The sequence below is a fragment of the Kordiimonas laminariae genome (genome assembly GCF_023008165.1).
Lineage (GTDB): Bacteria > Pseudomonadota > Alphaproteobacteria > Sphingomonadales > Kordiimonadaceae > Kordiimonas > Kordiimonas laminariae.
The window spans coordinates 121,172-137,471 of sequence record NZ_JAKQZA010000002.1 but is presented as its reverse complement, the minus strand read 5'-3'; the positions used below and the strand labels follow the sequence as shown (position 1 = coordinate 137,471).

The 16,300-nt window shown below is 47.5% G+C and carries 15 protein-coding genes; 11 read left to right on the top strand and 4 right to left on the bottom strand.

What is annotated here, in order from left to right; all coding sequences use genetic code 11:
* Window positions 1-41: 41 nt before the first annotated feature.
* Genes glmM through MF542_RS04045 form a run of 4 tightly spaced genes read left to right on the top strand, consistent with a single transcriptional unit; the run spans window position 42 to window position 4,135 of the window.
* Complete coding sequence (glmM, locus tag MF542_RS04060; protein WP_247016233.1) at window positions 42-1,385, top strand: phosphoglucosamine mutase; 1,344 nt, start codon at window positions 42-44, stop codon at window positions 1,383-1,385.
* Window positions 1,385-2,185, top strand: a complete 801-nt coding sequence (gene thiD / locus MF542_RS04055; protein ID WP_247016231.1) for a bifunctional hydroxymethylpyrimidine kinase/phosphomethylpyrimidine kinase — start codon at window positions 1,385-1,387, stop codon at window positions 2,183-2,185. The genes glmM and thiD overlap by 1 nt, the downstream gene beginning before the upstream one ends.
* A 3-nt stretch (window positions 2,186-2,188) precedes the next feature.
* Window positions 2,189-2,950 (top strand): alpha/beta fold hydrolase, encoded by a 762-nt coding sequence (locus MF542_RS04050; RefSeq protein WP_247016229.1) that lies wholly within the window; start codon window positions 2,189-2,191, stop codon window positions 2,948-2,950.
* A gap of 21 nt (window positions 2,951-2,971) precedes the next feature.
* Window positions 2,972-4,135: a serine hydrolase domain-containing protein gene (locus MF542_RS04045; RefSeq protein WP_247016227.1), complete on the top strand. Its 1,164-nt coding sequence runs from the start codon at window positions 2,972-2,974 to the stop codon at window positions 4,133-4,135.
* A 12-nt stretch (window positions 4,136-4,147) separates the two neighbouring features.
* Here MF542_RS04045 and MF542_RS04040 read toward each other — a convergent pair whose 3' ends face one another.
* Together MF542_RS04040 and MF542_RS04035 are read right to left on the bottom strand one after the other, a co-directional pair.
* The gene (locus MF542_RS04040) at window positions 4,148-4,678 is read right to left on the bottom strand and encodes an EF-hand domain-containing protein (RefSeq protein ID WP_247016225.1); all 531 of its coding nucleotides are present in this window, start codon (window positions 4,676-4,678) and stop codon (window positions 4,148-4,150) included.
* A 101-nt stretch (window positions 4,679-4,779) separates the two neighbouring features.
* Entirely contained in the window at window positions 4,780-5,427 is a 648-nt protein-coding gene (locus MF542_RS04035) for an EF-hand domain-containing protein (RefSeq protein WP_247016223.1), read from the bottom strand.
* A 144-nt stretch (window positions 5,428-5,571) separates the two neighbouring features.
* Here MF542_RS04035 and MF542_RS04030 point away from each other — a divergent pair, with 144 nt between their 5' ends.
* The 6 genes from MF542_RS04030 (at window position 5,572) to MF542_RS04005 (ending at window position 13,786) form a co-directional block, all read left to right on the top strand.
* Window positions 5,572-6,732, top strand: coding sequence for a phosphoserine transaminase (locus MF542_RS04030; RefSeq protein WP_247016221.1), 1,161 nt, complete (start codon window positions 5,572-5,574; stop codon window positions 6,730-6,732).
* Window positions 6,733-6,812: 80 nt separating this feature from the next.
* Window positions 6,813-8,390 (top strand): phosphoglycerate dehydrogenase, encoded by a 1,578-nt coding sequence (gene serA / locus MF542_RS04025; protein ID WP_247016219.1) that lies wholly within the window; start codon window positions 6,813-6,815, stop codon window positions 8,388-8,390.
* 32 nt (window positions 8,391-8,422) lie between these two features.
* Entirely contained in the window at window positions 8,423-9,598 is a 1,176-nt protein-coding gene (locus MF542_RS04020; RefSeq protein WP_247016217.1) for an ATP phosphoribosyltransferase regulatory subunit, read from the top strand.
* A 52-nt stretch (window positions 9,599-9,650) separates the two neighbouring features.
* Window positions 9,651-10,940: an adenylosuccinate synthase gene (locus tag MF542_RS04015; RefSeq protein WP_247016215.1), complete on the top strand. Its 1,290-nt coding sequence runs from the start codon at window positions 9,651-9,653 to the stop codon at window positions 10,938-10,940.
* A 249-nt stretch (window positions 10,941-11,189) separates the two neighbouring features.
* Entirely contained in the window at window positions 11,190-13,220 is a 2,031-nt protein-coding gene (locus MF542_RS04010; RefSeq protein ID WP_247016213.1) for a protein kinase family protein, read from the top strand.
* A 2-nt stretch (window positions 13,221-13,222) separates the two neighbouring features.
* Complete coding sequence (locus MF542_RS04005; RefSeq protein WP_247016211.1) at window positions 13,223-13,786, top strand: hypothetical protein; 564 nt, start codon at window positions 13,223-13,225, stop codon at window positions 13,784-13,786.
* Between the two features lie 31 nt (window positions 13,787-13,817).
* Here the strand turns inward: MF542_RS04005 and rpoH are convergent, their stop codons facing one another.
* Window positions 13,818-14,711 (bottom strand): RNA polymerase sigma factor RpoH, encoded by an 894-nt coding sequence (rpoH, locus tag MF542_RS04000; protein WP_247016210.1) that lies wholly within the window; start codon window positions 14,709-14,711, stop codon window positions 13,818-13,820.
* A 56-nt stretch (window positions 14,712-14,767) separates the two neighbouring features.
* Entirely contained in the window at window positions 14,768-15,748 is a 981-nt protein-coding gene (locus tag MF542_RS03995) for an RluA family pseudouridine synthase (protein WP_247016208.1), read from the bottom strand.
* A gap of 11 nt (window positions 15,749-15,759) precedes the next feature.
* Here MF542_RS03995 and MF542_RS03990 point away from each other — a divergent pair, with 11 nt between their 5' ends.
* Window positions 15,760-16,218: a flagellar basal body-associated FliL family protein gene (locus MF542_RS03990; RefSeq protein WP_247016206.1), complete on the top strand. Its 459-nt coding sequence runs from the start codon at window positions 15,760-15,762 to the stop codon at window positions 16,216-16,218.
* The last annotated feature ends 82 nt before the right edge of the window (window positions 16,219-16,300 follow it).

Genomic DNA, 16,300 nt, shown 5'->3' with positions numbered 1-16,300 from the left:
AATCACTCTGAAATTTTAATTTATTGATTTGAGGGCACTCAATGAGCCGTAAATATTTTGGTACGGATGGTATTCGAGGAACAGTCAATCAAGGTGCATTAACACCTGATATGGCACTGAAAATTGGTTTGGCTGCGGGTCGGGTTTTCCGCCGTGGTGACCATGTTCACCGGGTGGTAATTGGTAAGGATACCCGCCGTTCCGGTTATATGCTCGAACCGGCGCTTGCCTCAGGTTTTGTAGCTGCAGGTATGGATGTGATTATGGTTGGCCCAATGCCAACCCCGGCCGTTGCTATGTTGGTGAAGTCTCTGCGGGCTGATCTAGGCGTGATGATCTCAGCGAGCCATAACCCCCATTATGATAATGGTATTAAATTCTTTGGCCCTGACGGTTTCAAGCTGTGTGATGAACAAGAGCTGGAAATTGAAAGCATTATTGACGGCGAAACCAATGATGTATTGGTGCCTGCGGAACGGCTCGGAAGCGCACAGCGATTAGAGGATGCCAGAGGTCGTTACGTTGAATTCGCCAAAGCAACTGTGCCTGTAGGTGTTCGTTTTGAAGGGCTTAAAGTTGTTGTCGATTGTGCAAATGGAGCTGCTTATAAGGTAGCACCAACTGTACTATGGGAATTGGGCGCTGAAGTTATTGCAATGGGCGTTACGCCAGACGGTTTTAATATCAATGAAAAGTGTGGCTCTACGCATCCTGAAGAAATGTGTAAACGGGTTGTCGCAGAAGGAGCTGATCTTGGTATTGCTCTGGACGGTGATGCAGATCGTTTGATCCTTTGTGATGAAAATGGCGAGATCATTGATGGTGACCAGATTATGGCACTTATCACCCGTAACTGGCACAAGCGCGGTATTCTGAAAGGACGTGGGCTTGTTGCTACGGTGATGTCAAACCTTGGTCTTGAGCGCCTTCTGGAATCTGAAGGTCTAACGCTCGCGCGTACCAAAGTTGGTGACAGGTATGTCGTCGAAGAAATGCGTAAATCTGGCTTCAATGTTGGCGGTGAACAATCTGGTCATGTGGTGCTTAGTGATTTCTGCACAACGGGTGACGGGCTTGTATCTGCCTTACAGGTGATGACAGAGATCAAACAGTCTGGCCTCAAGGCTTCCAAAGCCTGTAAACAGTTTGATCGAGTGCCTCAGCTTTTAAAGAATGTTCGCTACAGTGGCGGTGATCCTCTAGAGGCCGATAATGTGAAAGCAAGTATCGCTGATGCAGAAGAGCGTTTAAACGGTTCTGGACGCCTTGTTATCCGTAAGTCTGGCACGGAACCCCTTGTACGTGTGATGGCGGAGGGTGATGATGCTCAACTTGTGGAACAGGTTGTTGACAGTATCTGCCGTGAAGTTGAGGCCGCAGTATAATGCCGCAAAACGGTCGAGTTTTAATCATCGCGGGTTCGGACCCATCTGGTGGTGCTGGAATTCAGGCAGATATTAAAGCTGTGACCATGATGAGGGCTTATGCGGCATCAGCCATTACCGCGCTAACCGTTCAAAATACACTCGGTGTAACCGATGTGTTGCCCATCGATCCCGATTTCGTAAAAGCGCAGATTAAATCTGTACTGTCTGACATTGGCGCAGATTGCCTGAAAACAGGCATGCTTCATGATGCAGAGCTTATTAATGCGGTGACAGTTTCTCTTGCTGAAGAATCCTATAATGGCCAATTGGTGGTGGACCCAGTGATGGTGGCAACATCCGGGGACCAACTTTTAAAGGCTGAAGCAGTTGAAGCTATGAAGGCCGAGCTGCTACCTCGTGCGACGGTAGTGACCCCTAATATTCCCGAAGCGGAAGTATTAACGGATATGAAAATCAGTGGTGTTGACGATATGCGTGAAGCTGCTGAAAAAATTATAGCACTTGGCGCGCAATCAGTTTGTATGAAAGGTGGGCACCTTAAAGCTGATAAACTGACGGATTTACTGGTGACCGCAGATGGTGACGAATATGTAGCTGAAGCGGAAAAAATTGATACACGTCATACCCACGGTACGGGCTGTACGTTTGCAAGTGTTATGGCTGCGGAGCTTTCAAAAGGTGAAGCCGTAGAGGATGCCTTTTTCGCGGCACATTCCTTTGTTTATGATGCTATTAAAATGGCCCCTCAGTTAGGTGCCGGGCATGGGCCTTTGGGCCATGCTTATGTACGGAGTTAGAGTATGGATCTTTTCTACAGAATAAGAGGCGAGGGCGAACCATTATTGTTACTGCACGGCTTGTTTGGATCAGCGGATAATCTTGGTGGTATCGCGCGATTATTTGAAGAACAGTATCAGGTGATCTCTGTTGATATGCGCAACCATGGCCGCAGCCCGCACGATGGTGGCATGAGTTATTCTGAAATGGCTGAGGATGTTATCCGTGTGATGGACAAGGAAAGCATCAGTGAAGCTTATGTGCTGGGACATTCAATGGGCGGTAAAGCCGCTATGCAGCTGGCACTTTCTTATCCTGAACGTGTTAAGAAGCTGATTGTGGGTGATATTGCACCGGTAAAATACGGTGCGCATCACGATAGTATCCTCAAAGGTATGCAGGAAGTGGCTGAGCAGAGCCCTCAATCTCGCAAAGGTGCTGAAGAAATTTTAATGGCTTATGAAAGTGAGCCTGCGGTTCTTTCATTCCTTCTTACGAATTGGCGCAGAACAGAAGAAGGTACATGGGCATGGCGTGTGAACCTTCCAGCAATTGTTGATGAGTATCATAACATTGCTGCAGCAATGCATGGCGGACCGTTTGAAAAGCCAGTGCTGTTTATGCGCGGTGGCAATTCAGAATATGTGCAGGCGGAACACCGTGATGCAATTTTAGGCTTGTTTCCACAAGCCGCTGTTCGCACAATAGAAAATACAGGACATTGGCTTCATGCAGAAAAGCCGGATATGTTCGCACGTGCTGTTATTAGATTTTTGAGTAGTTGATCGACGTATATGAGAAAGTTTGTGGGGAAAATTGTTAATCATATTTCGGCTTTAGCGCTATTGGTGGGAGCTGCCACATCGGCGGTATCAGCTGATGCTATTACTGATTTTGATAGTAAATTCCGGGCTGCTGTGAAGAAGCATAAAGTACCGGGGGCTGCCTATGCTATTATCAAAGACGGCAAAATTGTTAAAACCAAAGGTTACGGCAGGCGCAGTCTTGGCACACAAAATCCTGTTGATAGCAATACAGTTTTCCGTTTGGCATCTGTTTCCAAAACCTTTGCTGCAGATTTAACAGCTCTTTTGGTAGCGGAAGGCAAACTTTCGTGGGACGATAAAGTTTCCATGTATGTGCCTAACTTCAAGCTCAAGACACCGGGGCACGCGGAAAAGCTCACGATTGACCACCTACTGAGCCACAGCACAGGGCTTACGCCTAATGCATATGACAACATGCTAGAGGATGGTTGGTCTCTTCAGAAAATTATTCCGCGCTTTAAAAGGCTGAAACCTATTTGTAAGCCTGGGAACTGTTACGGTTATCAGAATATTGTTTTCAGTTTCATCGAGCCAGTGATTGAGAAGCGAACAGGTAAGCCATATGAAGCGCTTGTTGAGGAACGTATCCTAAAGCCACTCAATATGGAAACTGCTTCTCTTGGCTTGCAAGGCTTCCTTAAAACATCAAACCGGGCGGAGCCACATGTGCTTACACGCAAAGGGTGGTACCGAAGCCGGGTGAAAGAGAATTACTATAATGTGGCACCCGCGGCCGGTGTGAATGCAAGTATCACTGATTTGGCTAAATGGGTTCGGGCACATATGGGGTCAAACACAGATGTGCTTAGTGAAGAAGTTCTGAATATGGTGACAGCTAAGCGCATACGTACCAAACGCGAGATGAACAAGCGCGTTTGGCGGCCAGTGCTTGAAGATGCGCATTATGGTTATGGCTGGAGAATATACCAGATTGGTGGTGAAGAAATTGTTCTTCACGCGGGTGGTGTTGCTGGTTTCCGTAGTCTTGTGGGTTTTTCCAAGAAGCACGGTGTAGGCCATGTGATGCTCATGAATGCGGAAACACGCTCAATTGATCAGTTAGGCGCTGAATTCTGGGCAGAGTTTGCAAAAGATGTGCACCGGATGGCCCAAGTGGCCGCTAATACGGCCACGGCTAGGTAAAATAGCTGCTTCCTAATCAGGAATAGGGAGCAGTTCTTCTACTTTTTCGTCGTTTTTCTTATTCTTTTCTGATTTAGCAGAACGACGTCTTTCCCCACTTCTGATGGCAGCGATTTCAGCGCGTAGCGCTTCTTCCTTTGAAATCAGACAATCACTGTCAGCATCAAAGCCTTGGAAACGGCTTGGTGGAATAGCGATAAATTCATCAAGTTCGATACGGCCGGATTCGTCTACATCCGCTTTAGGGAACTCAAAGAAATGGAAAGAACGATCTTCAAATTTGGCTAAACGGTATTCACCAGGCCATAGATCACCGCTTTTATCTGCATCTACAACTTTAAACAAAGCTCTTCGGCGAACAGCGACATCTTCGCAGCTGGCTTTACCGTCTTTATTCTCATCCCACTCGCGAACAACACGGTTGTAAATCTGTTCCGCCCGTGCAGGTGGGATTTGGGTAATTGGATCAATATCCTTTTTGCTGCAAGCACCAAGAAGAATGCAGGCGGTAGAAATTGAAATGAACAGCTTGTTTTTATGCACAGTTGCCAACCATATAATTAATCACTTCCATGAATGGAGCAGGAAACCTGCGGGTGTGTCAACAGTATTTACAATCATCCTGCTCTAACGATTAAGTGTGGTTAAAATGTGCCTTGAGGCTTGCCGCGGCCACCGCCTTTTCCTCCAGGTCTTCTGCCTTGCCCCTTACTGCGACGTCTCTCTGATGCGATTTCTTTAGCGGCAATGGCGAACTCTTGTTTTGAGACATTGCAGTTTCCGTCTTTATCGAAACGGGTGAAGATATGATTTGGGGTGTTCGCAAATTCTGCTTCGCTGATTACGCCGTCAGCATTGTTATCTATTTGTTCAAAGGGGATGAAACGGTAGCTTTTATCATGAAACATGATTTCACCGAATTCCCGGCGGGTGACGACCAGGTTTTTATCCAAATCCAACTGTGTAAATAGAGCTTTATTTTTCTTAACAGTATCTTTGCAGGTGACGAGACCATCTGTGTCTAAATCCCAGCGCTGTATAAATTCTTGATACCGGCTTTCAATGTTTCTGGTGTGTTGCTGTTTATCAGGCCGTTCGTTCTTGCCTGAACAGGCGGTGATTACGAGAGCGGTGGAGATTATTACGGGTAAAGTCACTGAACGTGGCATCTTGAAGCCTTTAATTTGATTTACGTTATTGTTGGCCCGTTCAGTGATACGGCGCAGAAATAGAATCCCTTTGTTTCCAAAGCGGTTTTGATGAGTGGCAAGAAAACTTCTTAAATCTTTCAAAAATACTTAGTTGACTATTCCTAATATTTCACATATCTCCGGCCTTGGTACTTCCCCCAACTGGGAAGCAGTTGTCTGCGAGGTCAGCACTTGTATTGGGACACGCCTCCCCAACGAGGCGCAACTAACTGGAAGGTTAGAGACATGACAAAGCCACTAAAGGCACCCGTGCGCCCGGAGTTTAGCTCTGGTCCGTGCGCTAAACGTCCTGGTTGGACACAGGATGTTCTTAAAAACGCTCTTCTTGGGCGTTCACATCGTTCTAAGCCCGGTAAAGCCCGGCTCGCGTATGCTTTAGAAAAAACTCGTGAAATCCTTGGTGTACCAGATGATTACCGCATCGGCATTATGCCTGCGTCTGATACTGGTGCAGTTGAAGCTGCATTATGGTCGCTTCTTGGTGCACGCGGTGTTGATATGCTGGCGTGGGAAAGCTTTGGTAAGGGCTGGATAACCGATGTTTCCAAGCAGCTTAAGCTTGATGATGTAAGAATTTTTGAAGCCGATTACGGCAAACTCCCTGATCTTGGCGCAGTAGATACTGACCGCGATGTCGTGTTCACATGGAATGGTACAACATCTGGCGTGAAAGTTCCGAATGCTGACTGGATCAAGGATGACCGTGAAGGCCTGACAATTTGTGATGCCACGTCGGCAGCGTTCGCTATGGATCTGCCGTGGGACAAATTGGATGTAACCACATATAGCTGGCAGAAAGTACTGGGCGGTGAAGGTGCTCACGGTGTGCTTATTCTCTCCCCGCGTGCTGTTGAACGCCTTGAGAGCTATACACCAGCGTGGCCTATGCCAAAAATTTTCCGCCTTACGAAAGGTGGAAAACTGATTGAGGGTATCTTCACCGGTGCCACAATCAACACGCCATCCATGCTGTGTGTGGAAGATTATATTGATGCGCTTGAATGGGCTGATGCTCTTGGCGGTCTTAATGGATTGATTGCGCGTTCTGAAGCGAATCTTAAAGCAATTTCGGATTGGGTGGAAACATCTGATTGGGCGGCGCTGCTTGCGGAAGATGCAACAACGATCTCCAACACCTCAGTTTGCCTGAAGGTGAAAGACCCCTGGCTTGCAGGCTTGGATGCTGAGGCGCAAGCGGCAGTGCCGAAGAAACTCGCAGCTCTACTGGATGAAGAAGGTGTGGCGTTTGATATTGGCGCATACCGTGATGCACCTCCGGGCCTGCGTATCTGGGCGGGCGCTACAGTCGATGCTTCCGATCTTGCCATTCTTACAGAGTGGCTCGATTGGGCCTATGCAGAAGTTAAAGCTTCATTTGCCGAATAATCGGCACCTAGACTGATCAAGGTCGGGACACTCGGCCTTTCCCAAACAAAAGATTTGAGATTTTATGAAAGGGTTGGATCATGCCTAAGGTACTGATTTCTGACAAAATGAGCCCACTTGCAGAGCAAACATTCAAAGAGCGCGGTGTTGAAGTTGATTTCAAGCCGGGGCTGAGCAAAGAAGAGCTGATTGAAATTATCGGCGATTACGATGGCTTAGCTATCCGTTCCGCCACTAAGGTAACGCCTAATGTATTGAAGGCCGCAAAGAACCTTAAGGTTATTGGCCGTGCTGGTATTGGTGTGGATAACATCGATGTCCCCGAGGCGACAAACAACGGTGTGGTGGTAATGAATACGCCGTTTGGTAACTCTATCACCACGGCAGAACATGCAATCAGTATGATGATGGCCCTTTGCCGCCAAATCCCGCAGGCAAATGCGTCTACTCATGAAGGTAAGTGGGAAAAGTCTAAGTTCATGGGAATGGAACTTACAGGCAAAACACTTGGCCTTATCGGTTGTGGTAACATTGGTTCCGTGGTTGCGGATCGGGCTCTTGGTCTGAAGATGAAGGTTATTGCGTTTGACCCTTATCTGGCGGTGGAGCGCGCAGCTGATCTAGGCATTACAAAAGTGGAACTTGATGAACTGTTTGAGCGCGCGGATGTTATCAGTCTTCACACGCCGCTTACTGACCAGACACGGGGTGTTGTGGGTAAAGACGCCTTCAAGAAGATGAAGGACGGCGTGCGCATTGTAAACTGTGCTCGCGGCGGTCTTGTAGATGAGCCAGCCCTTCTTGAAGCTTTGGATGCTGGTAAAGTAGCTGGTGCGGCGCTCGATGTGTTTGAAGTGGAACCTGCTAAAGAAAACCCACTTTTTGGCCATGAAAAGGTTATTTGTACGCCACACCTTGGTGCATCTACCTCTGAAGCGCAGGTGAATGTTGCGCTGCAAGTTGCCGAGCAAATGGCTGAGTATCTATTAACCGGTGGTGTGACAAATGCGCTTAATATGCCATCTATCACCGCGGAAGAAGCTCCGAAATTGAAGCCTTATATGGCGCTTGTTGAGCAGGTTGGTGCATTCGCCGGGCAGATTACGGAAACGGGCCTGAAGCGTGTGGTTATTGAGTATGAAGGTCATGCAGCAACATTGAATACGAACCCGCTGAGTGCAGTGATGCTTGAAGGTCTTTTGTCTCCGCTGATGAGCAGTGTGAATATGGTGAACGCGCCAGTGATTGCCAAAGAACGTAATATCCAGATCACTGAAGTGAAACACGATAGGGAAGGCGACTATCACACCCTTGTACGCCTGACAGTGGAAACGGATCGTGGTGAACGTACGGTCGCTGGAACACTTTTTGCCAATGGTTCACCGCGCCTTGTGGATGTAGATGGTGTCCGCCTTGAGGCAGAACTTGCACCTAGCATGCTCTATATTGTGAATGATGATAAGCCGGGCTTTATCGGTGCCCTCGGGTCACTTCTTGGTTATAACGGTGTAAACGTGGCGACATTTGCCCTTGGCCGCCGTATTGAAGGCGAAGAGGCGGTCGCATTAGTTGCGGTTGACCAACCACTTAAGGATATAGTGCTTGACCAATTGGCTGCACTTGCGCATGTACGTCAGGCAAAACGCCTTAATTTCTAATGGCGTTCGTTTAAACATCAGGGAGTAACCCCATGAATGGGCCTTCAAAGAAAGTGGCGGGAAGTGCATATGCCCGTCAGGCATTGTTGCCAGAAGGGTTTCGTGATCAGCTTGCACCAAAGGCTGAACAGGAAGCAACACTAGTACGTAAACTTGTGGATACCTTCCTTTCTCATGGTCATGACAGGGTTTCTCCCCCGGTTGTCGAATATGAAGACAGCCTGCTTGTTGGCGCGGGTAGCACCAAAGGCAAGCAAATGTTCCGCCTGATGGATCCTGACACACAGCGTATGATGGCTGTAAGGGCGGATATGACCATTCAGATGGCGCGTCTTGCGGCTACTCGTCTTGCAGATAGCCCACGACCGCTCAGGCTTGCGTATGCCGGTAGTGTATTGCGCACTAAAGGCAGCCAGATCAGGCCTGATCGCCAGTTCATTCAAGCTGGTGTCGAGCTTGTAGGCAGCGACGCAATCGATGCTGAACTTGAAGTGATCGCTATTTCCGTTGAAGCTCTTGAGGCTGTGGGAATTGCTGATCTCACGCTTGACCTAACTATTGCACCGCTTGCTGCGATGCTTTGCGACGGTTTTGGACTAGAATTGAATGTAAAAGATCATGTTCTTGAAGCACTTGATGCCAAGGATATTGGGGCGCTGGCGGAATTAGCGCCAGAACCTCGTGCGATTTTTGAAAAACTACTTTCGGCAGCAGGACCTGCTGAAGATGCAGTTGAGGTTCTTTCTGCTCTCGAATTGAATGGAGAAGCTGGCAAGCTTGTAAAACGCCTCGCATCACTTGTTGAAATGCTTGGTAAGCGCCTGCCTGATATGCAGATTACGGCCGACCCATGCGAAACCCACGGTTTTGAGTATAAGACGGGAATCGGTTTCGCCTTATTTGCAAAAGGTGGGTCCAGTGAGCTAGGAAGAGGTGGTCGCTACCAGGTTATTCATCCTGATGGGCACGCAGAAGATGCAACAGGTTTTTCTGTGTATCTGGATAGTTTGATGGGTGCAGTTGAGCCATTACAGCCTGTTAGCAGGGTTTACCTTCCAAAAGGAACCGATGCATCTGAGGGTAAGAAATTGCGTGAAGAGGGCTTTAGAACGATTCAGGGCTTGACAGATGGGTCAGATTTCGAGAAAGAAGCGGCTCGGCTAGGGTGTAGCCACGTTTATGCGAAAGGCGCAATCAGCGCTATTTAAGCCTCTCAGTGGAATGTAAGCAGAGGCAAATCTTATTTGAAGGGAATTTGGCATGGGCAACGTTGTTGTAGTCGGTACCCAATGGGGCGACGAAGGCAAGGGCAAAATTGTTGATTGGCTCTGTGAGCGTGCGGAAGTTGTTGCACGTTTCCAAGGTGGTCATAATGCCGGCCATACTCTTGTGATCGACGGTAATGTTTACAAGCTATCACTACTACCATCAGGTATCGTACGTGGCGGTAAAGTAAGTGTTATTGGTAACGGTGTTGTTGTTGACCCGTGGGCGCTTCTCAAAGAGATCGATACGCTTCGTGGTCAGGGTGTTGAAATTAACCCTAAAACACTTCAGATCGCAGCAAACGCTACGCTGATTATGCCTTATCACCGTGAGCTTGATGCGCTTCGCGAAGATGCAACAAAGGGTGTTAAAATTGGCACAACGCGCCGTGGTATCGGCCCAGCTTATGAAGATAAGGTTGGTCGCCGGGCACTTCGTATTTGTGATCTTCAGTCTCGTGAGCTTGTGGAAGCGCGCCTTGAAGTAGCGCTGACGCACCATAATGCTCTTCGCAAAGGTCTTGGCCACGACGCAATCGATGCGAAAGAGATTACTGACGATCTAATGAAGATTGCTGGTGAGATTCTTCCGTACATGAACAATGTATGGCGTACACTTGAAGACGCTGAAAAAGAAGGTAAGCGCATTCTGTTTGAAGGTGCGCAAGGTACACTTCTTGATATTGATCACGGTACATACCCGTTTGTGACATCATCAAACACAATCGCTGGCCAGGCGGCTGGCGGTACTGGCCTAGGTCCTGATAGCCTTGATTATGTCCTCGGTATTACTAAAGCCTACACAACACGTGTTGGTTCCGGCCCATTCCCGACAGAGCAGGAAAATGAAATTGGCCAGTTCCTTGGTGAAAAAGGCCATGAATTTGGTACTGTAACAGGCCGTAGCCGCCGCTGTGGTTGGTTTGACGCTGTTCTTGTTCGCCAGAGCCTTGCTGTTGGAGGTGTTACTGGTATCGCGCTTACAAAGCTTGATGTACTTGATGGCCTTGAAGAACTTAAAGTTTGTGTGGGCTACAAGCATAATGGCGAAGTGATTGATTACCTACCGTATGGCATGGAAGACCAGGCGAATGTTGAGCCGGTATATGAAACGCTAGAAGGTTGGGATGAAACAACATTTGGTGCGCGTAGCTGGGCAGACCTTCCTGCAAAAGCAGTGAAGTATATCCGTCGCATTGAAGAGCTTATCGGGGTGCCTGTAGCACTTCTTTCAACAAGCCCTGAGCGTGATGACACTATACTTGTAAAAGACCCTTTTAAGTAGAAAATGCTTGAATTTTTAATAAAAAGCCGTTTAACCCATTGGTTAGGCGGCTTTTTTTGTGGAAAAATTAGCCCGACTAGTGTTTTTATATTAATTGGAAGCGGATTGATCTGGGTTCCGACACATGCTTGAGAGTTGTTGAAATAATAGGATTGATCTACAAGAACGCAATTCCTTAGTGATATAGTCTACTTATACGTTGTTTGGGGTACAACTTATAAGCCACAGCGGATGTGAGAGGAAATACGCTTGAGTGGAGAGAAGACGCCAGTACCGTCTGGGCAGACGGCATTTGGTGATAGATATGTATTGAATGCCAAGGCCCCGTTGGTTGAATTTAATTCGCATGGTGGCTTGGCTTTTGAGGTGCAAGATAAAGAGAAGCCTAACGTTCCTTTATATGGGTTTGTACATCACCCTACTGTACCTATCAGAAACGAATTTTATAAAAGCCTAAAATCGCGGCCAATCGCAAATGCCGTTAACCCGGTAGATCGCGGTTTGATGAATGTTGATGTTAAGGGGCGTAAGCAGCGCCTTGTAACTATCTTTAAAAGGCCTACTGGTGGTGCGTTATTGTCGCCTGATGGTACGTTACACCCTGAACTTAATCCGAATAAGCTTAGGCATAATGTTGTACTTTCCCTTTTGAAGGCGCTTGCTGAATTGCATAAGCGCGGTTTGGTCCACCGTTATATTGCGCCAACGAATATGTACTTTGCCGAACCTGGCAGTGATGAAGTTGTGCTGGGAGAAAGTTATAGCTTTCCTGCCGGTTACAAACTGCCAACAGGGCTCGAGCCTCTTGAACTAGCGTTCGCTGACCAAAGCTGTCGTGGTGAAGGCGATGTAAATGCGGATTTCTACCAACTAGGTGCTTCATTATTATGTTTGTACTTTGGGCAAGATCTGCTGAAAAATCGTAGTCGAGACAGCCTGATGATGGCTCGGATAAATCAGGGATCATATTGGGCGTTGGCTGGTGGTCAGGAGATGCCGGGGGCATTAGGGTCTTTAACCAAAGGTCTGATGGCGGACGCGCTCGATGAACGCTGGAATGCTGAAGACATTCTTGATTGGTTTGAAGGTGTTGGTAAGCCTAAACGGACAACGATGACCACCTGGACGATGAACAAGCCTACAACCTTTATGGGCGTGGCTTATGTGGAACGCCGTTTATTGGCAGATGCCTTTGGCCGTAATCCTCTTGATGCTGCAAAATTTTTAAAGTCCATTGATTTTCCTGCGTGGACGCAGATTTCACTTCGTGATGAAATAATGACAGAGCGTTTGGAAAAAGTAATCAACGTCAAACCTGAAGAAGGATATGGTGGGCCAAGGTCAGATGATCATTTCATGGTGTCGCGGGTATGTTCGTTCCTGCACCCAACTGGCCCGGTTTATTACAAAGGAATGGCGCTGAATATTTCCGGGTTTCCAGGGCTAATTGCTGAATATTTCTCGCGTGATGATCGAGAAACAATGACTTCGGCATCAGAGATATTTGATGCGAAAATCCTTAATTCGCTTACTGAAATTGTAGCGGAACGAAATCCAAATTTTGCGGTGCAATCTGTTAGCATTAAAAAAGCACTGGATCATGGCCCCAGCAAACAACTTGGTCGTGGTATGGAGCGGGTTCTTTATGAACTCAATCCTATTATGCCTTGTGTTAGTTCACGTTTTGAAAGTGTCTGGATTGGTTCTTTAACACAGTTAATGAGGGCGCTTGACAGGCTTTCTTCAGTGGGTGGTGGTAAAAATATCCTGCTGGACCGCCATGTGGCCGCTTTTTGTGCAGCGCATGGTACGGATCTTGAGCGTGAGTTTAATAATCTGGCAGCATCTCAGAGTAATCCGGCCAAGTTCAATACACTGACGGCTGATTTCTTTGGTTTGTTGCAGAAACGATTGAAGTTAGAAGCGTTGCCGCACTTGTGTGAGAAACTGGTGGATGGGTTGGCGCCTTCTATTCGTGAACTCAAAAATAAGAAACGAAGAGAGCAGGTACAAACCGCTGTTGAGAAACTCAAGAAATCCGGAGATATTGCTAAACTTATCTCGGATATTAAGCTTACTCAAACACAAGCTCTTGATGCTAGAGAGTTTTCTCAGGCTACGAACTTGGTACGCAAACTTGAACGCGAGAAAAACAGATTGATGCGTAAGGTCCTGCCGACAGATATCATGGCCCGGAAACGTGGATATCAGGCAGCCCGTATGATTGCGTTTTTTGGTTTGGTAACGATCAGTTTCTTTACGTTTTTTGGAGGTAGGTAGATATGGCAAAGAAAACATCCCTGCCTAAAAATAAAAAGGTGGCAAAAGGCTCTGAGGCAGCCAAGAAGCCAATTCGTAGACGCCGGAGAAGAGGTAATCAGGAATATAGTGGTGTAACACCTCTGCTTATTATGCTTATTACTGGACTTGCCTTTTTTAAAGTAGAATTGGCGATGCTGGTTGGTGCGGGAATGCTGCCTACATTCGTGATGGCTTTTACGGTAAGCGGTGAGCATAAATCCGCTAAGTTGCAATGTGTTGCTTTTGCCAATCTTACCGGGGTTCTGTTCAAGTTCAACACCGTACTTAGTCAGCCACACCTGATCTCGGACATCTTATTTGATCCGATTAATATTTTGGTGATGTGGGGTGCGGCTGTTCTTGGGCATGCTTTGATTTACCTTGGCCCTTGGGTCGCAGCTTTCTTTTTACAGGCCGTGGCGCAGGATAAACTTAAAAAGCTGAATGCACAAAAGCAGGGGCTTGTGGAGCTTTGGGGGCATGAGGTGCTGGGTGATAAGGAAGAACAACAACAGCAACAACAAGCACCACAGTCAATGAGATAAATAAAAAGCCGGGCTAAACCCGGCTTTTCTATTAGTGGGATGACAGATTACCCATCCCGGTTTCTGAAGCTGCCAATCGCATGGCTTTCTGAACTTTCTCGAATGCTCTAACTTCAATTTGGCGTACGCGTTCGCGGCTTACACCATAATGTTGGGATAATTCTTCCAGCGTTTTAGCAGGTTCCGCCAAACGGCGCTCTGTAAGGATGTGGCGTTCACGCTCGTTCAGATTTTCCATAGCATCCGTCAGTAGCTGTAGCCGTTGGTCTCGTTCTTCGTTATCCGCAACAATGGTTTCCTGATCAGGGTTTTCATCAACCAGCCAATCCTGCCATTCCCCTTCAGCATCAGCTTTAAGTGGAGCGTTCAGGGAATGATCATGCGCACTCATGCGGCGGTTCATGGAAACCACGTCGTCTTCTGCAACATCTAGCTTTTCAGCGATTTTGGTTACATTTTCAGGGGTTAGGTCACCTTCTTCTACGGCAGAAATCTGGCCTTTAAGGCGGCGCAGGTTGAAGAATAGTTTCTTCTGTGCGGCCGTTGTACCGATTTTAACCAGGCTCCAACTGCGGAGGATATATTCCTGAATAGCAGCTCTGATCCACCACATAGCGTATGTTGCTAGACGGAAACCTTTTTCAGGGTCAAAGCGTTTTACCGCTTGCATCATGCCTACGTTACCCTCGGAAATCAGGTCAGCAACAGGAAGGCCGTAACCGCGGTATCCCATAGCAATTTTCGCTACAAGGCGCAGGTGGCTTGTTACCATCGTACGTGCAGCTTTACTATCTTCGTGCTCAGCCCATGCTTTGGCGAGCATATATTCCTGATTAGCTTCTAACATTGGGTATTTGCGAATTTCCTGAAGGTATGAAGAAAGGCTTCCTTCAGGGGACAAGGTAGGCAAATTACTTTGTGACATAAAAATCCTCACAGCAACTTTGTTATACGCCAGATAAACTGCACGCTTATTATACGCTAAACCCGATAGGCATCCAGCGCTTCAAGTAGTTCCTTCATATCATATGGTAATTCGCTCTCAAATTTAAAGAGCTTACCTTCAATAGGATGAATAAAACCAAGGGAGCGGGCGTGAAGTGCCTGCCGGTTAAAGCTTTGAAGCGCTGCACGCGGTTTGCCTTTAATCTGCGCGGAAACTTTATTGTTTTTATTGTAAACCGGGTCACCTACCAGTGGATTGCCAATATGCGCCATATGAACGCGTACCTGATGCGTGCGGCCTGTCTCCAGCTGGCATTCAATTTCAGTGGCGATAGCATGACCGGCTTGCGCGAATGTGTTGATGGTGCGGTAGTGGGTTTTTGCCCATTTGCCGCCGTTCTCAGCAACTGCCATACGTTTACGGTCAACAGGGTGGCGGGCAATGTTCCCTTCTACATGGCCGTTAAGCGGATTTGGAAAACCTCTGCACACCGCTGTGTATTTGCGTTCGATACTATGGTCGGCAAACTGTTCTGCAAGCCCGTTATGTGCCTTGTCGTGTTTTGCCATCACCAGAAGACCACTGGTTTCCTTATCAATACGGTGCACAATACCGGGGCGCTTCACGCCGCCAATACCGCTTAGTGATCCTGCACAGTGATGTAGAAGGGCATTCACAAGTGTACCTGTTGGGCTGCCGGGGGCAGGGTGCACGACCATACCTGCGGGTTTGTTCACCACAATCAGGTGGTCATCTTCGAAAATTACATCGAGCGGTATGTTCTCTGCCTGAGGTTCAGCATCTTCTGCTTCGGGGACTGTGATAGAATATATCTCGCCCGCTTTTACCTTTGCAGATGGGCTTGTGACAGCTTTTCCGTTCAGGCTAATATTGCCTTCTTTGATAAGTGCTTTGAGCCGCGAGCGAGAAATGTCTGGCATTGCGTCCGCAAGCAGCTTATCAAGCCGTGTAGCAGCACTATCTGCTGGAACTTGTATTTCGTGTAAGTCGTTCATGGAGACCTGTTATGACTTCAGATACTCAAAATGTCACGCCTGAGAATGCAGAAAATGCAGAGGAAGCTCCAAAAGCGCCGCTGTGGCTGATTATGGTCGTGGTAATTCTGGGTATTGGCATCGTGGGTATGCTTGGCCTGATCATCATGAAAATTATTGCCGGTGACCATCAGAAAAAGCCTGAAGAAGAGCAGCTTGTTTCAGAGGCAGCCATCTCTACCCCAAGTGCTCCAGATAACGCAGCTGGGCAGATTGTTTCACCAGAAAAGAACGTGTTTGTACCAGGGTCTCAATATGCCATTAATTATGATGGTCTTGTAGTTGAGCGTCCAGAAGGGGCAGAGCTGATCTCTTCTTCCTTATCTGGGTATGAAATTCTGCTTCGTTTCCGTACAAAAGGCGGTGAAGATTTACTGCTTATCGTGAACCGTACGAACGGTAAAACTCAGCAAGTTAAAATCTCTCGCTAAGAAACGCCCTGTTGAAGTCAGTATTCTCCGTAGCATATCAAATGCTGCGCTATGTAAACTCATGCTTGCACCATAATCTGAT

What these genes read in the sequence shown, in the direction of transcription:
- glmM (WP_247016233.1), top strand. Translation starts at nt 42, where the DNA reads ATGAGCCGTAAATATTTTGGTACGGATGGTATTCGAGGAACAGTCAAT.
- thiD (WP_247016231.1), top strand. Translation starts at nt 1,385, where the DNA reads ATGCCGCAAAACGGTCGAGTTTTAATCATCGCGGGTTCGGACCCATCT.
- MF542_RS04050 (WP_247016229.1), top strand. Translation starts at nt 2,189, where the DNA reads ATGGATCTTTTCTACAGAATAAGAGGCGAGGGCGAACCATTATTGTTA.
- MF542_RS04030 (WP_247016221.1), top strand. Translation starts at nt 5,572, where the DNA reads ATGACAAAGCCACTAAAGGCACCCGTGCGCCCGGAGTTTAGCTCTGGT.
- serA (WP_247016219.1), top strand. Translation starts at nt 6,813, where the DNA reads ATGCCTAAGGTACTGATTTCTGACAAAATGAGCCCACTTGCAGAGCAA.
- MF542_RS04020 (WP_247016217.1), top strand. Translation starts at nt 8,423, where the DNA reads ATGAATGGGCCTTCAAAGAAAGTGGCGGGAAGTGCATATGCCCGTCAG.
- MF542_RS04015 (WP_247016215.1), top strand. Translation starts at nt 9,651, where the DNA reads ATGGGCAACGTTGTTGTAGTCGGTACCCAATGGGGCGACGAAGGCAAG.
- MF542_RS04005 (WP_247016211.1), top strand. Translation starts at nt 13,223, where the DNA reads ATGGCAAAGAAAACATCCCTGCCTAAAAATAAAAAGGTGGCAAAAGGC.
- rpoH (WP_247016210.1), bottom strand. Translation starts at nt 14,711, where the DNA reads ATGTCACAAAGTAATTTGCCTACCTTGTCCCCTGAAGGAAGCCTTTCT.
- MF542_RS03995 (WP_247016208.1), bottom strand. Translation starts at nt 15,748, where the DNA reads ATGAACGACTTACACGAAATACAAGTTCCAGCAGATAGTGCTGCTACA.
- MF542_RS03990 (WP_247016206.1), top strand. Translation starts at nt 15,760, where the DNA reads ATGACTTCAGATACTCAAAATGTCACGCCTGAGAATGCAGAAAATGCA.